This window comes from Haloarcula salina (assembly GCF_049603855.1).
GTDB classification, from domain to species: domain Archaea; phylum Halobacteriota; class Halobacteria; order Halobacteriales; family Haloarculaceae; genus Haloarcula; species Haloarcula salina_A.
Map to the genome: position 1 here is coordinate 1,174,088 of NZ_CP187146.1, position 23,425 is coordinate 1,197,512.

20 protein-coding genes are annotated in these 23,425 nt (G+C 67.7%); 12 read left to right on the top strand and 8 right to left on the bottom strand.

The annotated features are described in order from the left end of the window. Window positions 1–84: 84 nt before the first annotated feature. Window positions 85–2,475, top strand: coding sequence for a DNA topoisomerase VI subunit B (locus ACOZ4I_RS06120; RefSeq protein WP_424004042.1), 2,391 nt, complete (start codon window positions 85–87; stop codon window positions 2,473–2,475). Between the two features lies 1 nt (window position 2,476). Next, window positions 2,477–3,583, top strand: a complete 1,107-nt coding sequence (locus tag ACOZ4I_RS06125; protein ID WP_424004044.1) for a DNA topoisomerase IV subunit A — start codon at window positions 2,477–2,479, stop codon at window positions 3,581–3,583. A gap of 140 nt (window positions 3,584–3,723) precedes the next feature. Here ACOZ4I_RS06125 and ACOZ4I_RS06130 read toward each other — a convergent pair whose 3' ends face one another. The 6 genes from ACOZ4I_RS06130 to ACOZ4I_RS06155 form a co-directional block, all read right to left on the bottom strand. Continuing rightward, complete coding sequence (locus tag ACOZ4I_RS06130; protein ID WP_424004046.1) at window positions 3,724–4,203, bottom strand: hypothetical protein; 480 nt, start codon at window positions 4,201–4,203, stop codon at window positions 3,724–3,726. Window positions 4,204–4,296: 93 nt separating this feature from the next. Beyond that, window positions 4,297–5,043: an MBL fold metallo-hydrolase gene (locus tag ACOZ4I_RS06135; protein WP_424004048.1), complete on the bottom strand. Its 747-nt coding sequence runs from the start codon at window positions 5,041–5,043 to the stop codon at window positions 4,297–4,299. Window positions 5,044–5,119: 76 nt separating this feature from the next. Then, a complete protein-coding gene (ligA, locus tag ACOZ4I_RS06140) occupies window positions 5,120–6,778 on the bottom strand; it encodes an ATP-dependent DNA ligase LigA (RefSeq protein WP_424004050.1) in 1,659 nt (552 codons plus the stop codon). A 38-nt stretch (window positions 6,779–6,816) separates the two neighbouring features. Then, window positions 6,817–9,258 carry a type II secretion system F family protein gene (locus tag ACOZ4I_RS06145; protein WP_424004052.1) on the bottom strand — a complete coding sequence of 814 codons (2,442 nt, stop codon included), beginning with the start codon at window positions 9,256–9,258 and terminating at the stop codon, window positions 6,817–6,819. Window position 9,259: 1 nt separating this feature from the next. Further along, window positions 9,260–10,882, bottom strand: a complete 1,623-nt coding sequence (locus ACOZ4I_RS06150; protein ID WP_424004054.1) for a type II/IV secretion system ATPase subunit — start codon at window positions 10,880–10,882, stop codon at window positions 9,260–9,262. A 169-nt stretch (window positions 10,883–11,051) separates the two neighbouring features. Further along, the gene (locus tag ACOZ4I_RS06155) at window positions 11,052–11,552 is read right to left on the bottom strand and encodes a TIGR04206 family protein (RefSeq protein ID WP_424004056.1); all 501 of its coding nucleotides are present in this window, start codon (window positions 11,550–11,552) and stop codon (window positions 11,052–11,054) included. 102 nt (window positions 11,553–11,654) lie between these two features. Between ACOZ4I_RS06155 and ACOZ4I_RS06160 the strand changes: the two genes are divergently transcribed. Next, window positions 11,655–12,083 carry a DUF5793 family protein gene (locus ACOZ4I_RS06160; protein WP_424004058.1) on the top strand — a complete coding sequence of 143 codons (429 nt, stop codon included), beginning with the start codon at window positions 11,655–11,657 and terminating at the stop codon, window positions 12,081–12,083. 45 nt (window positions 12,084–12,128) lie between these two features. Here ACOZ4I_RS06160 and ACOZ4I_RS06165 read toward each other — a convergent pair whose 3' ends face one another. Beyond that, a complete protein-coding gene (locus ACOZ4I_RS06165) occupies window positions 12,129–12,917 on the bottom strand; it encodes an NAD-dependent protein deacylase (RefSeq protein ID WP_424004784.1) in 789 nt (262 codons plus the stop codon). Between the two features lie 190 nt (window positions 12,918–13,107). Here ACOZ4I_RS06165 and sucC point away from each other — a divergent pair, with 190 nt between their 5' ends. The 5 genes from sucC to ACOZ4I_RS06190 all read left to right on the top strand — a co-directional run bounded on the left by sucC (window position 13,108) and on the right by ACOZ4I_RS06190 (window position 17,976). Next, window positions 13,108–14,256: an ADP-forming succinate--CoA ligase subunit beta gene (gene sucC, locus ACOZ4I_RS06170; RefSeq protein WP_424004060.1), complete on the top strand. Its 1,149-nt coding sequence runs from the start codon at window positions 13,108–13,110 to the stop codon at window positions 14,254–14,256. Continuing rightward, a complete protein-coding gene (gene sucD / locus ACOZ4I_RS06175; RefSeq protein WP_424004062.1) occupies window positions 14,253–15,125 on the top strand; it encodes a succinate--CoA ligase subunit alpha in 873 nt (290 codons plus the stop codon). Before sucC ends, sucD begins: the two co-directional genes overlap by 4 nt. A gap of 43 nt (window positions 15,126–15,168) precedes the next feature. After that, window positions 15,169–16,161, top strand: coding sequence for a sensor histidine kinase (locus ACOZ4I_RS06180; protein WP_424004064.1), 993 nt, complete (start codon window positions 15,169–15,171; stop codon window positions 16,159–16,161). A 297-nt stretch (window positions 16,162–16,458) separates the two neighbouring features. After that, complete coding sequence (locus ACOZ4I_RS06185) at window positions 16,459–16,695, top strand: transcriptional regulator (protein WP_424004066.1); 237 nt, start codon at window positions 16,459–16,461, stop codon at window positions 16,693–16,695. A 276-nt stretch (window positions 16,696–16,971) separates the two neighbouring features. Further along, window positions 16,972–17,976 carry a sensor histidine kinase gene (locus ACOZ4I_RS06190; RefSeq protein ID WP_424004785.1) on the top strand — a complete coding sequence of 335 codons (1,005 nt, stop codon included), beginning with the start codon at window positions 16,972–16,974 and terminating at the stop codon, window positions 17,974–17,976. Between the two features lie 37 nt (window positions 17,977–18,013). Here ACOZ4I_RS06190 and ACOZ4I_RS06195 read toward each other — a convergent pair whose 3' ends face one another. Beyond that, entirely contained in the window at window positions 18,014–18,442 is a 429-nt protein-coding gene (locus tag ACOZ4I_RS06195; RefSeq protein ID WP_424004068.1) for an SRPBCC family protein, read from the bottom strand. 60 nt (window positions 18,443–18,502) lie between these two features. Between ACOZ4I_RS06195 and ACOZ4I_RS06200 the strand changes: the two genes are divergently transcribed. From ACOZ4I_RS06200 to ACOZ4I_RS06215, 4 genes are read left to right on the top strand one after another with little or no spacing between them, the layout of a single operon-like run. Next, window positions 18,503–19,405: an ABC transporter ATP-binding protein gene (locus ACOZ4I_RS06200; protein ID WP_424004070.1), complete on the top strand. Its 903-nt coding sequence runs from the start codon at window positions 18,503–18,505 to the stop codon at window positions 19,403–19,405. Further along, on the top strand, window positions 19,406–21,289 hold the full coding sequence (locus tag ACOZ4I_RS06205) for a PrsW family intramembrane metalloprotease (RefSeq protein WP_424004072.1): 1,884 nt from the start codon (window positions 19,406–19,408) through the stop codon (window positions 21,287–21,289). After that, a complete protein-coding gene (locus ACOZ4I_RS06210) occupies window positions 21,282–22,370 on the top strand; it encodes an ABC transporter permease (protein WP_424004074.1) in 1,089 nt (362 codons plus the stop codon). The genes ACOZ4I_RS06205 and ACOZ4I_RS06210 overlap by 8 nt, the downstream gene beginning before the upstream one ends. A gap of 41 nt (window positions 22,371–22,411) precedes the next feature. Then, window positions 22,412–23,389, top strand: a complete 978-nt coding sequence (locus tag ACOZ4I_RS06215) for an aldo/keto reductase (protein ID WP_424004076.1) — start codon at window positions 22,412–22,414, stop codon at window positions 23,387–23,389. Window positions 23,390–23,425 lie beyond the last annotated feature (36 nt).

The window sequence follows — 23,425 nt, forward strand, 5'->3', positions numbered from 1 at the left end:
ACGACGGACGTCCCGTCACGCGGTTCACTTTCACTCCGGTGGCGATTACCTTTTAACCTCCACGCCGGTACGTACCGCACGACAATGACCTCGTATCAGTCGCGACTCGGCGAAGGCGAGGGTATCGCCGAGGAGTTGGCCGAGTCCCAGCGGGCCATCTCCATCGCCGAGTTCTTCGAGAAGAACAAACACATGCTGGGCTTCGACTCGGAGGCCCGGGCGCTCGTCACGGCCGTCAAGGAGGCCGTCGACAACGCGCTCGACGCCTGCGAGGAGGCCGGTATCCTCCCCGACATCTACGTCGAGATTCAGGAGTCCGGTGACTACTATCGGCTGGTCGTCGAGGACAACGGCCCCGGTATCACGAAAGAGCAAGCGCCGAAGATCTTCGGGAAGCTCCTCTACGGCTCGCGGTTCCACGCCCGCGAGCAGAACCGCGGCCAGCAGGGGATCGGTATCTCCGCGGCGGTTCTCTACTCGCAGCTGACCTCCGGCAAGCCAGCGAAGATCACGTCCCGACCGAAGGGCCAGGACCAGGCGCAGTACTTCGAACTCATCGTCGACACGGACACGAACGAACCGGAGATCAGCGTCGACGAGACGACGACGTGGGAGCGCCCCCACGGGACCCGCATCGAACTGGAGATGGAGGCCAACATGCGCGCCCGGTCGACGCTCCGGGACTACATCCAGGACACCGCCGTCGTCAACCCCCACGCTCGCATCGAGTTCGACGAGCCGGGGCTGGAGGAGTCCCTGAAGTTCGAGCGCGCGGAGGGTGCAGACCTCCCCGACGAGACCGAGGAGATCCGCCCGCACCCCCACGGGGTCGAACTCGGGACGCTGCTGAAGATGCTCGAAGCCACCGACTCCTACTCTATCTCCGGGTTCCTCCAGGAAGAATTCACCCGCGTGGGCGGGAAAACGGCCGACAGCGTCATCGCGAACTTCAACGACCGCCACTACGGCCGTGGCATGGCGTGGCAACCGCCGAAGGTCGGCGAGGAAGCCGACGTCGAGGCCGCCGTCGAGGACGCCGTCGCGAACAAGGGCGCGGAGACGACCGCGACCTTCGCCGCCGCCGTTTCCGACGCGATTCACGACCGCGACCGCGTGGCGTACCACGAGATCGAAGCCATCGTCGACGAGTCGGCCGACGAGGCTGAGGCGGACGGCGACACGACCTTCGGCGCGACGGTCCGCGAGAACGCCGTCGAGGCCGCGTGGGGCGCGGTCACGAGCGAGCGGACGAGCGACCTCTACGCGCTGGTCGACGAGGCGACGACGGTGCGCAAGGACGACGCCGTGGTCGAGGGACTCGCACGGCGACTCGCCGACAAGTTCGCGGACGAGGGCCGCCACTGTCTGACCCGCGACGAGTTCCGCGAGTACGTCGACCGCGCGGCCGACATGACCGAGGAGCAAGACGACGCCACCTTCGGCGAGACGGCCCGCGAGAACGTCCTGGACGAACTCTGGACCGCGGCCGTACGTGTCCCCGAGGACCCCCCGAAGGTCTCGAACGTGGCCGACGACCGGGACACGGCGAGCGAACTGCTCTCGGCGATGCGCGAGACGGACATCATCGCGCCGCCGACGGACTGCCTCTCGCCGATCACCGCCGAACTGGTCGAGGAGGGGCTCCGCAAGGAGTTCGACGCGGACTTCTACGCCGCCTCGACGCGCGACGCGGCGGTTCACGGCGGCGACCCGTTCATCGTCGAGGCCGGCATCGCCTACGGCGGCGAACTGGAAGCCGAGGGCAGCGTCGACGTAATGCGCTTCGCCAACCGCGTGCCCCTCGTCTACCAGCGCGGGGCCTGTGCCACGACGGACGTGGTCAAGTCCATCCGCTGGCGCAACTACAACCTCGACCAGCCCGGCGGCTCGGGCATCCCCAACGGCCCGGCGGTCATCATGGTCCACGTCGCCTCGACGAACGTTCCCTTCACCAGCGAGTCGAAGGACGCCATCGCCAACGTCCCCGAGATGGAAGACGAGATCGAACTCGCCATCCGGGAGGCCGCCCGCGAACTCAAGAGCTACCTGAACAAGCGCCAGTCGATGCAACAGCGCCGCAAGAAACAGGACAAACTGGCGACCATCCTGCCGGAGATGGCCGAGAAGCTCACCGAGGTCACCGGCAACGACGAACTGGAGATCGACGACTCGCTGGCGCGCATCATGAACAACGTCCTCGTCGAGCGCGAGGTCGACGGCGACACCGTCCGCGTGACCGTCGAGAACAACGACGACACGAACGCCGATATCGACCTGACCGACATCGTCACCGCCGAGCCACAGGACACCAACGGCGCGACGGTCGTCGAGATGGACGGCGAGTGGTTCGTCAAGTGGTCTACGACCGTCGAGTCCGGCGACACTGCCGTCCTGGAGTACAGCGTGCGCGACGAGGCCGAGTTCACCGTCTCGGTCGACGGCGTCGAAGACGAGAAACTCACGGTGAACGCCTGATATGAGCACCGAATCAGACACGACACCCGAATCGGAGGAAGCGCGCGAGCAACTCATCGACCTCGCGGCGGAGTTCTACGACCAGTTCGCCGGCGGCGAGGTACCGACCATGACCATCCCAACCCGGACGAAGTCGAACATCGTCTTCGACGAGGACGAGCAGGTCTGGGTGTACGGCGACCGCAACTCCACGCGGTCGGCCAAGACGGTCTCGGGGGCAGAGAAGATTCTGAAGGCCATCTACACCATCGACTTCCTCTCCCAGCAACTGGAGGAGGACCGCTCGTCGACCCTGCGTGAACTGTACTACCTCTCTGAGTCCTGGGACCTCGACGAAGCCCAGTTCAACACGCAGGACGAATCGAACAACCTCATCGAGGACCTTGAGATCGTCTCCGAGGTCAAACGCGAGGACTTCCACATGCGGCCGGAAGAGTCCGGGGCGAAGGTGATGGGGCCCCTGCTCCTCCGCGAGCAGACCAACCGCGGCGACCGCGAGATTCACTGCCAGGACGACGTCGGCCAGGGCGGCTACCAGATCCCGAACAACCCCGACACTATCGAGTTCCTCGACAACGACGCGGAGTTCGTCCTCTGTGTGGAGACCGGCGGTATGCGCGACCGACTCGTCGAGAACGGCTTCGACGACGAGTACGACGCCCTGGTCGTCCACCTCGGCGGCCAGCCCGCGCGGGCGACCCGGCGGCTCATCAAGCGGCTCCACGACGAACTGGACCTCCCGGTCACGGTGTTCACTGACGGTGACCCGTGGTCGTACCGCATCTTCGGGTCGGTCTCCTACGGCTCGATCAAGAGCGCCCACCTCTCGGAGTACCTGGCGACCCCCGAGGCCCAGTTCATCGGCATCCGCCCGGAGGACATCGTCGAGTACGAACTGCCGACGGACCCGCTGTCGGACTCCGACGTCAACGCGCTGGAGAGCGAACTGGAGGACCCGCGCTTCCAGTCGGAGTTCTGGACCGAACAGATCGAACTCCAGCTCGACATCAACAAGAAGGCGGAACAGCAGGCGCTGGCCTCCCGCGGGCTGGACTTCGTGACTGATACGTACCTGCCCGAGCGGCTGGACGAGATGGGCGTGCTGTAGGCAGGGTACCTAGCAGACGTTTTCGCGATCATTCCAGCGCGTACACAGTACCTTCCGCGGCGGTGTACGCCCGTGACCGATTCACCGTCTGGGCAGGGGCCAATCCTGGTGTGTTTCGTCCAGTTCTGCGTGGCAACCCATTAGTCGTGGTCCGGCGACTTCTCCTGTGGCGGGAGCTTGAGCAGTGAATGGGCGCGTCGACGACCCCACTTTCGCACTTCCGCACCGACGGAGGTAAACAGCAGCGTCCCAGCGAGACAGATCGAGACGAGCTGGAGCGCGACCGTCGCCCACGGTGTCGGTGCTGGAGCGAAGATCAGGACGGTACCGAAGAGCACGATCAGATCGAAGAGTTGCTCCATCACGAAATAGCCGAAACTGGCTCTGAGTGATGGGTGAAAGCCGGCGGTCCAGAACGACACGACGACGATCGTTCCGAACAACAGGCCGCTCCCCATCGTCGACAGCGGCAGTTCGGCCTGAATCGCATCGGCCACTGCAGCGCCGAGCGACCAGAGCGACCAGCCGACGAGGACCCAGACCAGCAGTAGGCGTCCGAACGAGGGCGTTCGATCGGCTGAGGAACGTGTTTCTCCTGCTCGATCACTGGCGCGTTCCATGTCGGTTGTGTTCTGCTGAACGCCCCAATATTGTTTCACTGACAGATGGGGTGAGGGACCACCGTCTCGGGTCGCCGCAGACGGGTTCGCCAGTCAGTTCTCGTCCAGCACGACCGGAACGCCGCGCTTTGCCACGTCCTCGGCGAACGCGCCCGAGTCGGCTTCGAGCGACGTGAACGTGTTGTAGTGTATCGGAAGCACGAGGTCCGGGTCCATCGCTTCGGCCAGATCGGCGGCCTCGTGGCGGTTCATCGTGTAGTTCTGGGCGATGGAGGGGACGAACAGCGACACGTCGAGTTCCGCGTGCCCCTCCAGCACGTCGGTGTCGCCGGTCCAGAACACGCGGGTGTCGTCGAGCGAGACGAGGAAGCCACAGCCGATGCCCTTCGGGTGGATGGGCGTGCCGTCGTCTTTCACGTTCCGACCGTCCTCGTGGTTGTACGCCGGGACGGTCCAGACGGGCACGCCGTCGACCAGGATGTCGGCCTCCGTCGACACCTCGCGCACCTCGTAGTCGAGGTCGGCGAGGCGGTCGAGGTCGCGGTCGGAGTCGCGGACGTTGATGCCCTCGCAGGCGACGACGGTGGCGTCGTCGCTCGCGACCCGGCGGATACCGTCCGGGTCGTAGTGGTGGACGTGGGTCACGCAGACGATGTCGCCGTCCTTCGGGGCGTAGTCGCGCGTCGGCGGGTGGCCGACGCCGGGCGTGTCCGGTTCCCACTCGCCGGTGAGGACGCCGTAGCGGCCGGGGTCGAAGTAGACCACGGTGTCTTCGCCTTCGAGTCGGAGGGTCGCGTAGCCGAGCCACTCGGCGGTGATGCCGTCGTGTCGAACTGTCATGGGCCACGGTACACAGAGGCGGCCATTACACGTGTCGGTCCGGGCCACGCGAGCGCCATGCCGCCGTCGCCGCCGGTCACCCACCGTCGGCGAGTCGCTCGACCCGCTCCAGGGAGTCGGCGTCCGCGGGGGACTTGTCCTCGCGGACCGAGCGGAACCGGGGGAATCGCAGCGCGTACCCCGAGTCGTAGGACTGTGAGGCCTGGATCTCCTCGTAGCCGACCTCGAAGACGACCGCGGGGTCGAGGTCGACCTCGCGGCCGTCCTCGGCGCGGACGTGGGCCTCGAAGCGCTCGGTCAGGTCGTCGAGTTCCTCGTCGGTGAGGCCCGTCGCGACGTTGCCGACGGTGGCGTAGCCGTCGTCGGTCCGCACGGCGAGTTCGAACGTCCCGAGGACGTTCGCCCGGCGGCCCTCGCCCCACTCCGCGCCGGTCACGACGCAGTCCAGCGTCTCCACGTCGGGCTTGCGCTTGCGCCAGCGCTTGCCCCGCTTCCCGGGGGTGTACGCGGCGTCGGGGTCCTTCAGCATGATGCCCTCCTGGCCGGCCGCGAGGGCGGCGCCCTCGATCTGCTCGATTTCGTCGGCGGTGTCACAGATTCGGACCTCGGAAACGAGGTCGCCGTCGGCGGCGCACAGCGATTCGAGGCGGTCGTGACGCTCCGAGAGCGTCGCATCGAGCAGGTCCTCGCCGTCGGCGTGCAGGCAGTCGAAGGCGTGGAGGCGAACGGCCACGTCCTCGCGGGTCGCAGCCACGTCGTGCTTGCGCCGGAACCGCCGGAGCACCTCCTGGAAAGGGAGCGGTTCCCCCTCGTCGTCGACCGCGACGACCTCGCCGTCGAGGATGGCGGGCGCGGACAGCGTCGACTCGACGCGGTCGACGACCTCCGGGAGCGGGTCGGTTACCTCCTCCATGTTCCGGGAGAACAGGCGGGCGTCCTCCCCGTCGAAGTGGACCTGCACGCGAGCGCCGTCGTACTTCCACTCGACCGCGACGCGCTCCCAGTCGTCGAGCGCTCCGGTGACGGTTCCCGCCTGCGCGAGCATGGCCTGGACCGGGCGGCCGATTTCGAGCGTGATGGCCGCCAGTCCGGCATCGCCCTCGTCGCGGGCCACCTCGGCGACGTGGCCGTAGTCGTTCGAGACCTGGAGCGCTCGCTCGACGGTCTCGACGGGCGCGTCGAAGGCGGCCGCGACGGCGTCCCGAACCGTCCCCTCGCCGACGCCGATGCGCATCTCCGAGAGGACGAGTCGGGCGAGGAAGGCGGCCTCCGACGGCGAACAGCGGTTGAACAGCCCGAAGAGGATGTCAACTTTGGTCCCCTGACTGCCGTCGCCGTCGACGGCGGCCAGGTCGCGCAGTTCGGCGTCGAGTTCGGCCACCGTGAGCGCGTCGTCGCCGCCCGCGCCGAAGGCGGCGAGCCCCCGCTGGCCGCCGAACTCGTAGCTGGCCGCGACGGCCCCGATCTCGCCGCGCTCGGCCAGCCGCCGTTCAACGTCGTCGGCGTCGACGTTCTGTCCCGCCGCGCGAGCGATGGCCTCGTAGCAGAGCCGCGGTCCGATATCCAGCGTCCGCGACTCGTGGGCGGGGAATACCCGGCCCTGGACGAAGCGAGCGAGCGTCCCGAGGTCGTCGCCCGCGTCGGCGAACAGCGCGGTCACCGCGTCGGTGATGGCGGTGTCTGCGCTCTCGGCTTCGATCTCTTCGGCGCGGTCGGCGAAGGCGGCGAACTCCATCGGGCGTCAGTTCCTCGCTGGTGACCGTAAACCCAGCGTCACCGGACCGTGTGCGTGACGGTGACGTTCTCGCCCGCTGACGACGACGCGTAGGGCCTGTCGGGCGACCCCGACGCGCCGAAGACGTAGTCGAACCGCTCGTTCCCGTTCGTGTCCTGATGGGCGACGAGGACCAGCGGCTGGCCGGTGGGGGGCGGCCCGTCGAGTTCGATGCGAACGTCGCGGTGGGTCCCGGCCGAGAGGTACTCCGAGGTCCCGATGACGCGCCCGGACTCCTCGTAGCGGTGGACGACGAGGAAGCCGCCCTCGGAGAGCGACGCCGACTCGACGGTGAGCTGGTCGCCGGACACGGCGGGACTGGTGACCGTCATCGAGGCGACCGGTGAGGACAGCAGGAGGAAGGCGATGTAAGCGACGCCCAGTAGCACCGCGGCGTGTTTCGCGCCGTCCTTGAGGCTCCCCTCGCCCAGCTGGCCGCCGACGAAGCCCGTCAGGACCGCCTGTATCAGGGCAGTGTGGAAGAACACGAGCGTGTACGCGGCCTTGTCGACCTGCCCGAAGCGCGCGAACTGGCTGGCGTCGACGCCGAGGCGGTTCGACGACGGCGGCGTCGGCACGTTCGACGGCAGGCTCGGGACGAGCACCTCCTGAACGGCGACGATGATGATGAGGAAGACGAGAAAGGAAACGTAGATGACGACGAGGTAGGTGAGCATCTGCTGCTGGCGGCGGCGCTTCAGTCTGAGGTCGGCGCGGGACTGGGTCGCGGCGATGCGGAACACCGGCCCGAGTTCGCCCGAGGCGTGCATCGCGTTGGTCAGCAGCGTCACGACGCGCGTGACAGACGCGGTACGGACTCGGCGGCCGAACCGAACCAGCGCGTCGTCGACGTTCGCGCCCATCGAGATGTCGGACCAGATCCGGTCCATCTCGGGGGTGAGCACGCCGAGGTCGCTCCCGCGAACGCGACGGAGGCTCTCGACGACCGTCATCCCGGCCTCGTTCAGACTGGCCAGCCGTTCGAGCAGGTCCGGCGTCGCCGCCTCGATGCGGGCCAGTCGACGGGCGTACACCCAGCGCGCCAGCGCGAACGGGGCGAGAATCAACAGCGCGGCCTGGATGACGAAGTCGTCGGCGATGCGGACGTTGACGGCCGACGCTTGCAACGCGGCGGGCAGTCGGAACGCGAGCAACAGCAGCGCGACGGGAACGGCGATGTACAGCACGTATCGGGGGTTCCAGATCAGCGACTCCATCGGCGAGCGCAATAGGTCGCGGACGGACTGGACGCGGTCGTAGAACCGGAGCCGGAGCCAGTTCGCCTCGTCGGCCGGAACGACGCCGCCGTCGGTCACCTCTGACCGGTCGGCCGCCGCGGCCGGCTTTCCGAACGTGGTCGTCTCGTGTCTGTCGAGCACGTCGGTCACTCCCATGTCGGCAATGCCGAGCGCCTGGAGTTTGAGGTCGAGGTAGACGATGAACCCGACGTTGGCGAGCGGGATGACGAGGTACGCCATCAGCTGTAACAGCCACAGCGTGTCCGTCGTCGTCAATCCGAAGACGAGCAGGATCGTCATCAGGAACAGGACCGCGGCCACGAAGACGGTGACGTACGCCTCGGCGACCGTCGCCAGCCGTTCGAGCAGGTCCGCTTGCCGCTCGGCGGCTTCCTCGTGGTGGCGCTCGTACTGCTCGTAGAGGAACGACGACAGCGACTGACCGCTCTGGAGGACGCTGCCGAGGTTCTCCGAGAACGTCCTGAACGTCTCGCTCGGCGTCCGGCGGGAGACGTGCCGGAGCGCGGTGTTCATGTCCCGACCGAACAGGTCCATCTCTCGGACCGCGACGCCGACTTCCTTCGCCGTGTCGCCGTAAATCGCCTGATTTCGGGCCAGGACGCGCAACACGTCGGGGAACGACATTCCGCCGCGAGAGAGCGCGTACATGAACGCGATGGTTCGGGCCATCCCCGCGTCGATGTTCCGGCCCCGAACGTCCGCCCGGTTCTTGGGCTGTTGCCAGCGGACGAGGTACGTGAGCGCGGCGGTGAGGACGCCCGAGGCGACCCCGCCACCGATGAGGATGTAGAGGGTCTGGGTCGGCGTCAGGACGAGTTCGAAGTTCCGCAGGCCGAAGGCGGTCACCATCGTCGACGGCAGTCCCTGCGCCAGCGTCACGAGGTCGGGGAGCACCAGCAGGAACCCGCCGACGGCGTACGCGCCGGCGACGGCCCCGGCGACGGCCCCAGCACCGGCGTACAGTAACGTTCGGGCCGCGTAGCCGCGGTAGGTCTCGCCGACGTAGGCGGCTTCGAGCTGGCGCTCGCGCTCCGTGGACTGGCCGACGTAGCGGCCGAACAGCCGTCGAGCGAGCCGCGTGACGTTCCGGTCGAACGTCTCGTCGACGGTGCTGTACACCACCAGCGCGACGATAGCGACGACCAGGGCGAGCGGTGCCAGTCCGAGCGGGTTCAAGGCCATGTCAGGCTACCGCGTCGGCGTCGATACTGTCCATGATGCGATCCTTATCGGCGTAGTACTTGTTGACCATCGCGGTGAACTTCCGGTAGTCCGAGACGGTCTGTTCCTGGAGGTATCGGAGGAACCGCTGGCGGTCGCGAAGTTCGGTGAGCAGGTCGGACTGGGACCAGCCCCGCTCGTCACGGATCTCGTCGAGCAGTTCGCTGTTGCTCTCCGTGAAGCGGTCCTCGGTCGGCCGCCAGCTGTACGTGTTCGAGTAGTCGAGTTCGCCCGTTCGCTGGTCGATGCCCTCGATCTCTGCGAGCGTCTTCGCGCGGCGGACGCGCTCGCCCCCCGAGCGGCCGAGCACCTGCACACAGAGGATATCGAGGCTCTGGACCATCGGCCGCGGGACGTTGATCGGCTCGTTCTCCAGTCGGTTGATGACCGTCTGGACGGAGTCGGCGTGCATCGTCGAGAACGTCGTGTGACCGGTGTTCATCGCCTGAAACAGCGTGATGGCTTCTTCCCCGCGCACCTCGCCGACGATGATGTACTCGGGCCGGTGGCGCAGCGCGGAGCGCAGCAGGTCGTACATCGTGATGTCCGAGTCGTCGAGGCGCTCGCGCGTGACCGACGAGAGCCAGTTGTCGTGGTACAACGACAGTTCGCGGGTGTCCTCGATGGAGAGCACCTTCGAGCGCGGCGGGAGAAACATCGCGAGCGCGTTCATCGACGTGGTCTTGCCGGCGGCGGTCCCGCCGGCGAAGATGAGCGACTTGTTGGACTCGATGGCGAGCCAGAGGTACGCGAGCATCTCCACGGAGAACGTGCCGTACTCCAGCAGATCGATGGGCGTGAACGGCTCGTCGGCGTACTTTCGGATGGTGAAGGCCGACCCGCGCGGCGTCACTTCCTCGCCGAGCGCGAGTTCGATTCGCGAGCCGTCCGGGAGCGTCGTCGAGACGACGGGATCAGAGACCGAGATGTGCCGGCCCGAGCGCTGGGCGAGCTGGATGACGAAGTCGTTCAGCTCCGCGGCGTCGTAGGTGACGTTCGTCTCGATGTCCGTGTAGCGGTCGTGGTAGACGAAGATGGGGAGGTTCGCGCCGTCACAGGAGATGTCTTCGATGGCCGGGTCGTGCATCAGCGGGTCGATGTGGCCGTAGCCCTGGAACGACCGATAGAGGTAGTAAAACAGCCGGTAGAACGTCTCCGGCTCGATGACGACGCCGTACTCTTCGAGTCTGGCCTCGAGTTCCTCCTTGAGGACGCGCTCGGGGTCCGTATCGACGTCTTCGCGGTAGATGAGCGGGATACGGATGTCCTCGAACAGGCGGTCGAGCAGCTCCCGCTCGATGTCGGAGAGCGACGGTTCGACGACGTGATACCGGTTCTCGTCGCGTTCCGGGTTGTGATTGATCGAGACGAACGCGAAGGGGGCGTTCAGCCAGTAGCGCTCGATCTCTTGGTAGCCGTCCAGCCCGTCGAACTCGACGAGGCGGCCGTGGCGGGCGGGGTCGTAGTTCGCCGTCGGGACGGCCGATCCGCTCAGGACCGTCGCCGTCCGCGAGAGCCACGACCGGATGTGACCCAGCGGGTCGGAGACGATATCGCCGGGAGCTGGTGGTTCTGGGTTCGACATCGGTGGTCTGGTGGGGCGACAGCACGGCGTCCCCAGAGTCTACCCCCTGCTATCGGATGCTCCTACTTAAATTCGCTCGCCAAATTATCATCCGTATAATCGCCAGCGGTCGGCGGACCGCACCGATGGCGGTGCGGGTCCGCCTGCTCCGGCCGCCCGGGACCGGCTTTCAGGCCCGGTCGACGGTCAGCAGGAGCCCCGACAGGACGAGGGCGACGAACGGCCCGACGGGGACCGTGACGCCGGGGAACGACGTGACGAACAGCCCGCTGGCCGCGAGCGTCGCGAGGCCGACGAGGCCGAGCAGGACGCCGAACACCCTGACCGGGTCCGCCGGGAGCGCCGCCTCGACGCGGTCCTCGGCGCGGTAGTAGACGAGACTGAGACCCAGCGGGAGGAGATAGAGGGCGAGCGCCGCGGTGGCGATAGTGCCGGCGAGCGCGAGCGTCGCGGACTCCTGGAAGCCGCCGATCTGCCACGTCCAGAGGAACGGGCGCTCGCCGGTGAGGGTCGCGCCGAAGATGAACTGGAACCGGAAGGGCAGAAATCGCAGCGCAACGACGGTCACGCGCTGGACCTCGAACAGGGACACCGACCAGGGAGCGAGTCCCACGAGCCAGGTCGCGAGCACCGCGAACTCGCCCGCGTACTCGGATTTCACCCACGCCATGCTACTGTCAGAGGGTGCACCGGCCCGGTAAAAGCTACCGATACCGTCGGTCGGGTCGCCGTTACGTTCATTTGGCCGGGAGCCGTACGACTAGTCACCGGAATGAGGCGTGATTACTTCACCGTCGACACCCAGGCCGCGGCCGCCGAAGACGACGTCCCGACGCTCTCGATCGAGTACGACGGGCCGACAGCGGAACTCAGCGAACGCCTCACAACAGTAGCGGGGGAGTCGCTCGATGCGGGGGAGATCGACGTGACCTTCCGCCGCCAGCCCGACGAGGACAGGGGGGTGCTGTCGCTGACGAATCGACACACCGGCGAGTACCTCTTCGAGGCCACCGTCCCGGCAGCGGACATCGAGTCGCTCGTCACCGCCGCCGAGGGCAGCGAACACCCGTCCTTCGAGATCCGACTCGCCGTCGGCGAGGACGACACGCGCGTCTACGAGAAGCGCACGCTGCTCGTCTACGACCACGACGGGAGCCTGCTCCGCGGACGGAGCCTGATTCCCGGCGGCGTCGAACTGTAGCGCGCTCGACGCTCGCACGGGATCAGTCCGCCCTTCTCATCGCTATCAGATCCGCTCGACGAGTCCCGGGAGCGCTCGCGTCACGTCCGACCGGAGGACGTAGTCTGCGTCCCCGTCGCGGGGGGTCTCGTCGTAGTTTATCACGACGAGCGTCGCGCCCGAATCGGCCGCGATTTTCGGCAGGAGCGACGCCGGCCGGACCGACAGCGACGATCCGACGGCGAGGAACACGTCGCTGTCGCGGGCGAGGCGCTGGGCCTCGTTCATCGCCACGTCGGGGAGCGCCTCGCCGAATAAGACCACCGCGGGCCGGTAGACGCCGCCGCAGTCACACCGGGGCGGGAGGTCGCCGTCGGCCGCCCGCTCGAACACCGGATCGGCGGGCCGGCGGTCGCCGCAGTCGTCGCAGGCGACCTCCCGGTGCGTGCCGTGCAGTTCCACGACGCGCTCCGTCCCGGCCGCGTCGTGCAGGCCGTCGATGTTCTGGGTGAGGACCGCGTCGAGGCGGCCCGCGGCTTCCAGTTGTGCCAGCGCCTCGTGGGCGGCGTTCGGCTCTGGGTCGAGGTCGCCGTAGATCGACTCTCGCAGCGAGAGCCGGTCCGCCCAGAACTCGGCGGGATCGGCGTCGAGCCGCCGCCGGTGGAAGTCCATCGGGTCGTGGCGGTCCCAGACGCCGTCCTCGCCGCGGAACGACGGGATGCCAGAGGCCGTCGAGACGCCCGCCCCCGTCAGCGCGACGGCCGTCTCTGCGTCCCTGAGCGCGTCGGCCACGGCGTCGAGTGGCTCGTCAGTCACGGGCGGGCGTAGGGCGGCCGGAGCAAAAACCACAGTCATCCCGTGCTCCGCCCGGTGACCCTCGCCCAGCGCCCTGTCACCCACTGCGAGTGCGTCGCCGCACGTCTGGATGTTCGTGGAGCGATGGCGGCGATAACCGACCGTTCTTTGCATCGCGAAATCGAGTCGCCGGTTCCGAGCGTTCGATAAAGACGGATTTAAATCGTCACCGCTCGCCTGTTCGTTTGACATGCGCTTGCACGAATACCAGGCGAAGCAAGTCTTCGCTGACGCGGGAGTTCCCACGCCCGCATCGCAGCTAGCTACAACGGTGGACGAGGCCGTCGACGCGGCCGAGGAGATCGGGTATCCGGTCGCCATCAAGGCACAGGTACACGTCGGCGGCCGCGGGAAGGCCGGCGGGATCAAGCTCGTCGAGAACAAGGAGGAGGCCGAAGAGGCCGCCGACGCCATCCTCGGGATGGACCTCAAGGGCTACCACGTCTCGACGGTCCTCGTCGAGGAAGCCGTCGACTTCGTCAACGAGCTGTACGTCGGCGTGACGATGGACCGCGGCGAGGGCGAGCCGGTCGCCATGGTCTCGACCAAGGGCGGCGTCAACATCGAGGAGGTCGCCGAGGAGGACCCCGACGCCATCGCCCGCGAGCACATCGACCCCGCGTTCGGGATGCACCCCTTCCAGGCCCGGAAGGTCGTCTACGAGGCCGGCGTCGACCGCGAGGTGGCCAACGACGTGGCGAGTGTCCTGACCACGCTCTACCAGCTCTGGGACGACCGCGACGGCAGCGACGTCGAGGTCAATCCGCTGATGATCACGAGCGACGACGAGGTCATCGCCGCCGACGCCGTCATGAACATCGACGACGACGCGCTGTTCCGCCAGCCCGAGATCGCGGAGATGGGCGAGGAAGCGGCGGAGGGCGACGAACTCGAACAGAAGGCCGACGAGTACGGCTTCGACTACGTCCGCCTCTCCGGGAACGTCGGCATCATCGGCAACGGCGCGGGCCTCGTGATGACGACGCTCGACCTCGTCGACTACTACGGCGGCGAGCCGGCTAACTTCCTCGACGTTGGCGGCGGCGCGAAGGCCGACCGCATCGCGAACGCCCTCGACATGGTGTTCTCCGACGACAACGTCGACTCGGTCGTCTTCAACATCTTCGGCGGGATCACCCGCGGCGACGAGGTCGCAAACGGCATCAATCAGGCACTGGAGCAGTTCGACGAGATCCCGAAACCGGTCACCGTCCGCCTCGCCGGCACCAACGCCGAGGAGGGGATGGAGATCCTGAACGAGGACCTCGTCACGGTCGAGCACACGCTGGAGGACGCCGTCCAGCGCGCAGTCGAGTACGCGAAGGAGGTGGAAGCATGAGTGTTCTAGTCGACGAAGACACGCGCGTCGTTGTACAGGGAATCACCGGCGGTGAAGGGAAGTTCCACACCGAACAGATGCTGGAGTACGGCACCAACGTGGTCGCCGGAGCCGTCCCCGGCCGCGGCGGCCAGGAGGTCGCCGGCGTGCCGGTCTACGACACGGTCCAGCAGGCCGCCCGCGAGGAGGACGCCAACGCCTCCGTCGTGTTCGTGCCGCCTGCGTTCGCGGCCGACGCCTGTTTCGAGGGCCTGGACGCGAAGGGCATCGACCTCGTCGTCGCCATCACCGAGGGCATCCCGACACAGGACATGGCCCGCGTCTACCGCAAACAGCAGGAGACCGACACGCACCTCGTCGGTCCGAACTGTCCCGGCGTCATCACGCCCGGCGTCGCCAAGCTCGGCATCCTGCCCGGCAACATCTTCTCCGAGGGGAACGTCGGTCTCGTCTCCCGCTCGGGCACGCTGACCTACCAGGTCGTGGACAACCTCACCGACCGCGGCCTCGGCCAGACGACCGCCATCGGCATCGGCGGCGACCCGATCATCGGGACGGACTTCATCGACGCGCTCGAACTGTTCGAGGCCGATCCCGACACCCACGCAGTCGTCATGTGCGGCGAAATCGGCGGCGAGGACGAGGAGGAGGCCGCCCGCTTCATCGGTCAGAACATGGACACGCCCGTCGCCGGCTTCATCGCCGGCCGCACCGCCCCGCCGGGCAAGCGCATGGGCCACGCCGGCGCGATCGTCTCCGGGTCCGGGACCGGGACCGCCGAGTCGAAGATCACCGCGCTGGAGGACAACGGAGTCCCCGTCGGTGACACACCGGAGGAAGTCGCGGACCACATCGAAGACCTGCTGTAGGCCAGCGACGGTTTCTTACCGCCCGTTTTCGTAGTGCCACGAGATGACGCTCGCTCGTGGGTCAGTCTACCTCGCCGTCGGCAGCGAAGCGACAGACCGCGCCCCGGACCTGGCCGACGCGCTCACCGACTCGCCGGCCTCGGTCGAAACGGTCGCCGACCCGACCGCCGTCCGGGACCGCCTCGCCGATGGCTCCGTCAGAGGCGTCGTCGTCGGCGACGGTGAGACCGACGGTCTCGACGTGTTCGAGTCGCTCAGGGCCGTCGACGAGGCGGTCCCCGTCGTCGTCCTCGCCGCGGAACCGGTCCCGACTCGCGTGGAGGCCGCACTGCGGACCGGCGTCACGGATTACCTTCCAGCGGACGTGGACGCGGAACTGCTGGCCGCGAGGCTCGAAGCGTACGCGAGGCGGTGGCCGACCGACTGGCGGGCCGCGACGGCCCAGTGGGACGATATCTCCAGCGGTGTCTCACACGACGCGAAGAACCCGCTCAACGTCGTCATGGGCCGACTCGACCTGATGGAGATCGGCGAACCACACGAGGAACCCCTGCGCCGGTCGGTCGATCGTGTGGAGTCGTTTCTCACCGACCTCTCGCAACTCGGAAGCATCGGCCGTCCGGTCACCGACCCGAAACCAGTCTCGCTCGCAGACGTCGCCAGCGACGCGTGGTCGGCGACCGACCGCGGGGACGCGACACTTGACATCGCGACTAATATGACGGTGGACGCCGATCCGGACCGACTCCGCCTGCTGTTCGAGCGTCTGTTCGACAACGCGGTCGACCACGGCGGCGAGGGCGTGACGGTGACGGTGGGGGACGCGGACGGCGGCTTCTACGTGGATGACGACGGTCCCGGGATTCCCGACGACGAGCGGGAGGACGTGTTCGAACTGGGGTACGGAACGACGCGAGACGGAGAGGGATACGGACTCTTCTTCGTCCAGGTGATCGCGCACGCTCACGGCTGGACCGTCGCCGCCCGGGAGAGCGCGAACGGCGGTGCCCGGATCGACGTGTCCGTCTCGGAGTAGCGCGGACCCCGTCTATCGGAGCCAGTGACCGTCAGCGCGCACCCGATCGCACGATGACAGTACGGTCGGTGTGCCACTCGTTTCAATGGGGACTATCGCACTGTCGTCCCGCGGCGGTGGCGACTCCTCGAACCGCCTGCCGACACATACTTCTGACGACCATTACTGGTCAGTAATCGTAGTCTTTCACACACTGAAAATCGACTGACGGCGAAAGGATCTAATCTGCCGACAACGGAAAGAAGGGGCCGTGAACGTTCCGGTATCGCTATAAGGGTTGACTCAGTACAATCGAATATGACTCATATCTGTCGGAACTGCAAGCGGACATTCGGGACAGAACTCGAACTCGAACTCCACCGGGACACGTGCTCGGCCGGCCAGCTCTACTGCGACGAGTGCGGTGACCGGTTCACGGAGCGAGCGGCGACGGAAGACGGCTGGCACTATCGATGCCCGAACGACGACTGCGACGGCACCGGTATCGACGACGACATTCACAAGGTATCCGACGCCCGCGTCGCGAAACAGTAGACTCCTCATCGACAACGTCCTCGCCGAGTAGCACGAACACTCACAGCGGTCGCGACGGTTCGCAGACCCGCTCTGACGGCCAACGACCTTATACCGCTCTGTTTCGATGGGTTGTAACGAGTGAGTACATCGCACGAGCACCGATCGGCTGTGGCGTACGTCCCGAAGGCGATTCAGGGAGTCGGTGCGCTGCTTTTCGTGACGCATCTCTGGTCCGTCTTCTACTTTTTCGGGCTCCCGACGAGAGTCGTCCTCACGTACCAGTACGTCCTCAGTCTGCTGTCGGTCGCCCCGTTCGCGCTGAGCATCGTGCTCGTCGCTCTGTGGTTCGAGCGCGCCGCCCTGTCGCCGACACAGTACCCCCGTATCCTAGCGTGGTTCGCCGGCGGTCTCGGGAGTTTCCTGCTGTTGAATCTGGCGATGATGGTCGCCTGGCCGTCGGGCACGTTCGGCGGGGACCTGGGCTGGGCGCTGTTCGCCGCGGCCGTCGGCGGGGCCGGCGGACTGGCCATCGGCGTGTTCGAGGCGCGCGCAATCGCTCGCGCCGTCGACGCCGAGCGACACAGACTGCAACGAACGGCTGTCGAAGAGCGCAACGAGCGACTGAACGAGTTCGCCTCCCTCGTCGCTCACGACCTCCGGAACCCCCTCGAAGTCGCGTCGGGGAACGTCGAACTCGCCCGGCAGGAGCACGACTCCCCGCGTCTCGAAACCACCGCTGCCGCGCTCGACCGGATGGGGACGATCATCGACCAGACCCTGCTGCTGGCCCGGACCGGCCACGTCATCAGCGATACCGAGGCGGTCGACCTGCGGGAGCTGGTCGATCAGAGCTGGCAGTCGGTCCCAACGGGGGACGCGACCCTCCGAAACGAGGTGACGGACACTATCGAGGCCGATCCGGACCGGCTTCGCCACCTGTTCGAGAACCTCTTTCGAAACTCGGTCGAGCACGGCTCTGCGGGAAGCCAGAACGTGAACGACGACTGCACCGGGGACCTGACGGTCCGCGTCAGTTCGATGGACGGCGGCTTCTACGTTGCCGACGACGGCCCCGGAATCCCGCCGGAGAAGCGTGAAGCCGTACTGCAAGACAGCTATTCGACTGCTGACGGTGGAGGCGGGCTGGGACTGGCAATCGTCCAGCGGATCGTCGACGCGCACGGGTGGGAACTGGCCGTGACGGAGAGCGACGAGGGCGGTACCCGGTTCGAAGTCACTGGCGTCGACAGCCGGACCGAAGCGGCTGTAGCGGACGCCGAGGCCGCCCTCGGGGCGTGACCGGTCCGGCCGTGGCACCGAGGGGCCGGTCGTCAGGTCACTCCCGTCCGTCTGCGATCGTCTCGATGCGGCGACAGGCCCGCGCACAGACCGGCGCGTAGGCGCTCGCGAGCGGCGGAATCTCGAAGCCGACGACGGCCCCCTCGTCCCGCTCCTCGACGAAGTGGCCCGTCGCCGGGAGGCGCGCCACGTCCCACGTCCAGCGATAGTCTCGGCAGGCCGTCACCTCGAAGGGGAGCCAGACCGTCCCGACGACTCGGACCCGGCCGGTCGTTCCACGCTCGACGTATCGGTCGCTGCAGTCGACGGCCGACACCGACGGGCCCCACGCCGGCCAGCAGTGCGTGTCGGTCAGCACGTCCCACACGGCCGCGGCGGCGGCCGCAGTCTCGCGGCGGACGACGAGCCGTCGGCCGTCCGGGGTCCGTTCGAGCGCGGCGGTCGCGTCACCGAGTCCGAGTGCCATTATCAGAATGGATAGGGCGGAGCCAAGGTATAGGTTGGTCCGTTCGCAAGCCACGCCAAGATGATCGAAGCCCGGGATATTCGCAAGGAGTACGGCGGTTTCGTCGCCGTACAGGGCAGTACGTTCTCGGTCGACCGCGGCGAGGTGTTCGGTATCATCGGCCCGAACGGGGCCGGGAAGACGACGACGCTGAAGATGCTCGCGGGCCTGCTGGAGCCGACGAGCGGACACGCCGAAATCGCGGGTCTCGACACGGAGACCGCCGAGATGCGACAGCGGCTCGGCTTTCTGCCCGAGGAGTCGCCGCTGTACGAGGAGATGACGCCCATCTCGTATCTGGAGTTCTTCGCTGACCTCTACGACGTGCCCGCTGACGTGGCCGACGAGCGGATGCACGACACGCTGGACGAACTGGAACTGGAACACCGCGACCGGAAGCTCGGTGACATGTCCAAGGGGATGAAGCGGAAGGTCGCCATCGCCCGGTCGCTCATCAACGATCCCGACGTGCTCATCTACGACGAACCGGCGTCGGGACTGGACCCGCTCACGACGAACTACGTCATCGAGTTCACCGAACAGCTGGCCGAGGCGGGCAAGACCATCGTCTTCTCGGCGCACAACCTCTTTCACGTCGAGTCCATCTGCGACCGCGTCGCCATCATGAACGAGGGGCAGATCGTCGCCAGGGGCGACCTCTCGGAGCTCCAGGCCGAGTACGGCCACACGCGCTATCACGTCTACACGACCGTCGACGTGCCCGACGCGGTCAGGGAGAACGGCACGTACCGACGGGTCGTCGAGAGCATGGACGCCGTCGAGGCGACGCGCGAGCGGGCCGAGGCGGACGGCGGCGACGTGGTCGACATCCGCACGGAGGAGTCCAGCCTGGAGGAGGTGTTCCTCAACGTCGCCGAGGCGGGGACCACGGGGTCGCGCTACGTCGAGGGGGACGCCGAGTAGATGCGACCGCGGACGTTGCTGCGGATCGCGAAGTGGGAAGTGACGAAGAACGCCGGCGGCGTCGACCGACGGACGCTCGCCGTGATGGCGGTGGCGCTCGTCGCGATGGGCGCGGTCGCGGCGGTCGCGGTCAGCGGGGGCGGCGGCGCGGGAATGGACGCGGGCATCTACCGCATCGGCGTCGACGACGACAGCCCGTACCGCGACGTGGCGGCCGACGACCCGTCGTTCGACGTCCGCGACCCGGACCCGGCGGCCGTCGAGCGCCACGAACAGGAACTGCTCTACAGGGGGACCCAGCTCAGGAGCGTCCCCCGGACGGCGAAAGAGCGGGCCGCGCTCGCGGAACTCCGCTCCAGCACTGAGGGGTACAACGACCGGACGATGGCGGGCGACGACAATCAGACCGCCGCGTTCCCGGTATCCGTGACGCTCGTCTACGCCCAACAGAACGGCAGCAGCGCGATCGATCCGCGAAGCGGGTCGGACGGCGGCGACGGGGGCAACGGCGACGGGAGTGGCGCAGGCGGCTCTGGCGGCGGTGACGGCGCGTCGGGAGGCGGTAACGGTGGGAGCGACGGGTCGGCGTCCGGTACCGGCGGAACCGGCGAGGCTGCGGGCGGCAGCGGTGCGAACCTCGGCGCGCTCGGCGCGCGCCTGACCGGTGAAGTCCAGGGCGGCACGCCGTCGGACATCTCGCCGCCGTTCCCCTTCGAGTCGCTCGTGCTCGCGTTCCTCTACGTCGTCCCGATGAACTTCGTCATCCAGGCCTACGGCTCCTCGATGCTCTCCGAGCGGCTGAACCGCCGCGGCGAACTCCTGCTCGTGACGCCCGCCTCTCGCGGGGACATCATCGGGGGCAAGACGCTCCCGTACCTCCTCGGAGCCGTCGGCGTGACGGCGCTCATCACCGCCGCGCTCCGGTTCGGCGGCGTCGCGCCGTCGGGCAGTCACGTCGCGGTGCTCGCGGTCGTCCCGCTCGTCGTGCTGTTCCTCTCGGCGACGTTCTGCGGCGCGATGTTCGCTCGCTCGTTCAAGGAACTCACGTTCGTGACGGTGACGGTGACGGTGACGCTGACATCCTACGCGTTCGTCCCGGCCATCTTCACCGACGTGACGCCCATCGCGCTCATCTCGCCGCTCACGCTCGTCGTGATGGACCTCACGGGGCGGGCGATTCCGCTCTCGTCGTTCGTCTTCTCGACGACGCCCCCGCTGCTGACCGGACTGGTCCTGTTCGGCCTGGGGGCGGGCCTCTACCGCGAGGAGGACATGTTCACCCAGCGCCCCATCCCGCTGAAGGTGCTCGACGCGCTGGCCGGCCGCATCACGTCGCGCCGGAGCGCGCTGAAACTGAGCGTCTTCCTGTTGCCGCTGGTCGTCGTCGCCGAGCTGGCGGCCGTCGCGTTCCTGTTCGTCCTCGACTCGGTCTCGCTGAACGTCTTCGGGACGAACCAGTCGCTCGGCATCGTCCTCGCGCTGGGCGTCATCGTCGTCATCGAGGAGGTGGCAAAGAGCCTGCACGTCTACGCCGGCTACGAGCACGCCCGCTACGAGCGGACGCTCCGGTCGGCGCTCGGTATCGGCGCGCTCTCGGGCCTGGGATTTTTCGTCGCGGAGAAGGGCCTGCTCATCGCGCGCCTCTCGAATCTGGAGACCCTGCCCATCGGCGAGGCGGCGCTCCAGGGGACGGTCCTGCCCGCCGGCCTGCCGCTGTGGGTCGCGGGCCTGCTGTTCCTGTTCCCGCTCGCGCTGCACGCGGTGACGGCGGCCATCTCGTCGGTGGGGGCGAGCCGCGGCTGGCGCGCCTACCTCGGCGGCCTCGGCCTCGCCGTCGTCGTTCACTTCGCCTACAACCTCGCGGTGGTGAGCACCCTTGTCTGACGACCGCCCGTTCTGGCGCGATCCGCGACTCGTCGTCGCCCGTCGGGACGTTCGGTCGCTCTCCCGCGAGAAGACCATCGTGCTCGCCCTGCTCATCCAGTTGTTCGTCGCGGCCTTCTCGTCGTTCCTCGTCGTCGGCCTCACGTCGCTGTACGACCCGAGTTCGGTTTCGGCCGGCGAAGTGGAACTCGCGGTCACCGGCGACGCCCGCGACGAACTGGAGGCGGCCGCGGCACAGCAGGAGCGAGCGAGCGCGACGGTCTTCGAGAGCGAGGCCGCCGCACAGCGCGCGTTCGAGCGCCGGGAGGTCGACGCGGTACTGCGCGGCGACTACGTGCCGTCGGCGGCGGGGCCGGGCCAGCGAATCGGCGTCACGGCGACCGTCCCCGAGGGGAGCATCCGGTCGACGCTCATCGTCGTGGAGGTCCGGCGGGTCCTGAGCGCGCTCGAACGACAGGAGCGCGTCGAGCGGACGGCCCACCTCGATCAGCCGCCCGTGCCGCTCCCGCGCTCGGTCAGCGCGAGCCAGTACTTCGGCTTCACCTACACCATCCTGATCCCCCTGCTCCTGTTCCTGCCGGCGTTCATCAGCGGCTCGGTGGTCGTCGACACCGTCACCGAGGAGATCGAGCGCGGCACGCTCGAACTGCTGCGGGTCGCTCCGGTGTCGCTACTCGACATCGTCGACGGGAAGGCGCTCGGGATGGTCCTGCTCGCTCCCGCGCAGGCGCTGCTGTGGGTCGCACTGCTGTCCGCGAACGGCATCGCCGTCTCGAACCTCGGCGCGATCACGCTGTTCGTCACGGCCGTCGCCGTCGTGGTCGTGACCCTCGGCGTCGTCCTCGGCATCACGCTCCAGCGGCGACGGCCGGCCCAGTTGCTGTACTCGGTGCTGACGCTGGTCGTCTTCGGCGGGGCCGTCCTCCTGCCCGAACACCCGGCGACGACGGTGGCGAAGCTGGCCGTCGACAGCCCCACGCTGGTGACCTACGGCCACGTCGCTGGGACGGTGGCGGTCGCCGTCGCCGGCTACGCGCTGGCCCGTGTCTACGTCGACCGGGTGGCCGCCGAGGCGCTCTGACGCGCCGAAGCTTTTTCGCCGGCGCGCTCGCGGGGTCGCGTATGGAGTACACCACGCTCGGCTCGACGGGGATGGAAGTCAGCCGCATCTGCCTGGGTTGCATGAGCTTCGGGAGCTCAGAGTGGCGCGACTGGGTGCTCGAGGAGGACGAGAGCCGCGAGATCATCGAGCGGGCCATCGACCTCGGAATCAACTTCTTCGACACCGCGAACGTCTACTCGCTCGGCGAGTCCGAACGGATCCTCGGGACCGTGCTCGACGACTACGACAGGGATTCGCAGGTCGTGGCGACGAAGGGGTTCGGGGAGATGCGCGAGGACGACCCCAATTCGAGCGGGCTCTCGCGGAAGGCCCTCGAACAGGAACTGTCGAACTCCCTCGACCGGCTCGGAATGGACACCGTGGATCTCTACCAGACCCACCGCTGGGACTACGACACCCCCATCGAGCAGACGCTGCGCGCGCTCGACGACGCGGTGCGGCGCGGGCAGACGCGGTACGTCGGCGCGTCGTCGATGTGGGCCCACCAGTTCGCCGAGGCGCTGTCCGCCTCGGATCGGCTCGGGCTGGAGCGGTTCCAGACGATGCAGAACCACTACAACCTCCTGTACCGCGAGGAGGAGCGCGAGATGCTCCCGCTGTGTGACCGGGAAGGGGTCGGCGTCGTGCCGTGGAGCCCGCTGGCCCGCGGCTATCTCGCCCGGCCTCACGAGGAGGTCGAGGCAACGAGGCGCGGTGAAACCGACGACTACGCCCGCGGACACCCGTACTTCGAGGGCAACGGCCGCGTGGTCAACGAGCGCGTCCAGGAACTGGCCGACGAGTACGACGCGTCGATGGCCCAGATCGCGCTCGCCTGGGTCCTCCACAAAGACTGGGTCGACGCCCCCATCGTCGGGACCAGTAGCCTCGACCACTTAGAGGAGGCCGTCGCGGCACTGGACATCGATCTCGACGACAGCGACGTGGCGTGGCTCGAAGAGCCCTACGAGCCGGTGCGGGTCTCGGGTCACGAGTAACCCGGAGTACGCCCACGATTGGACTCTGCGGAGCGC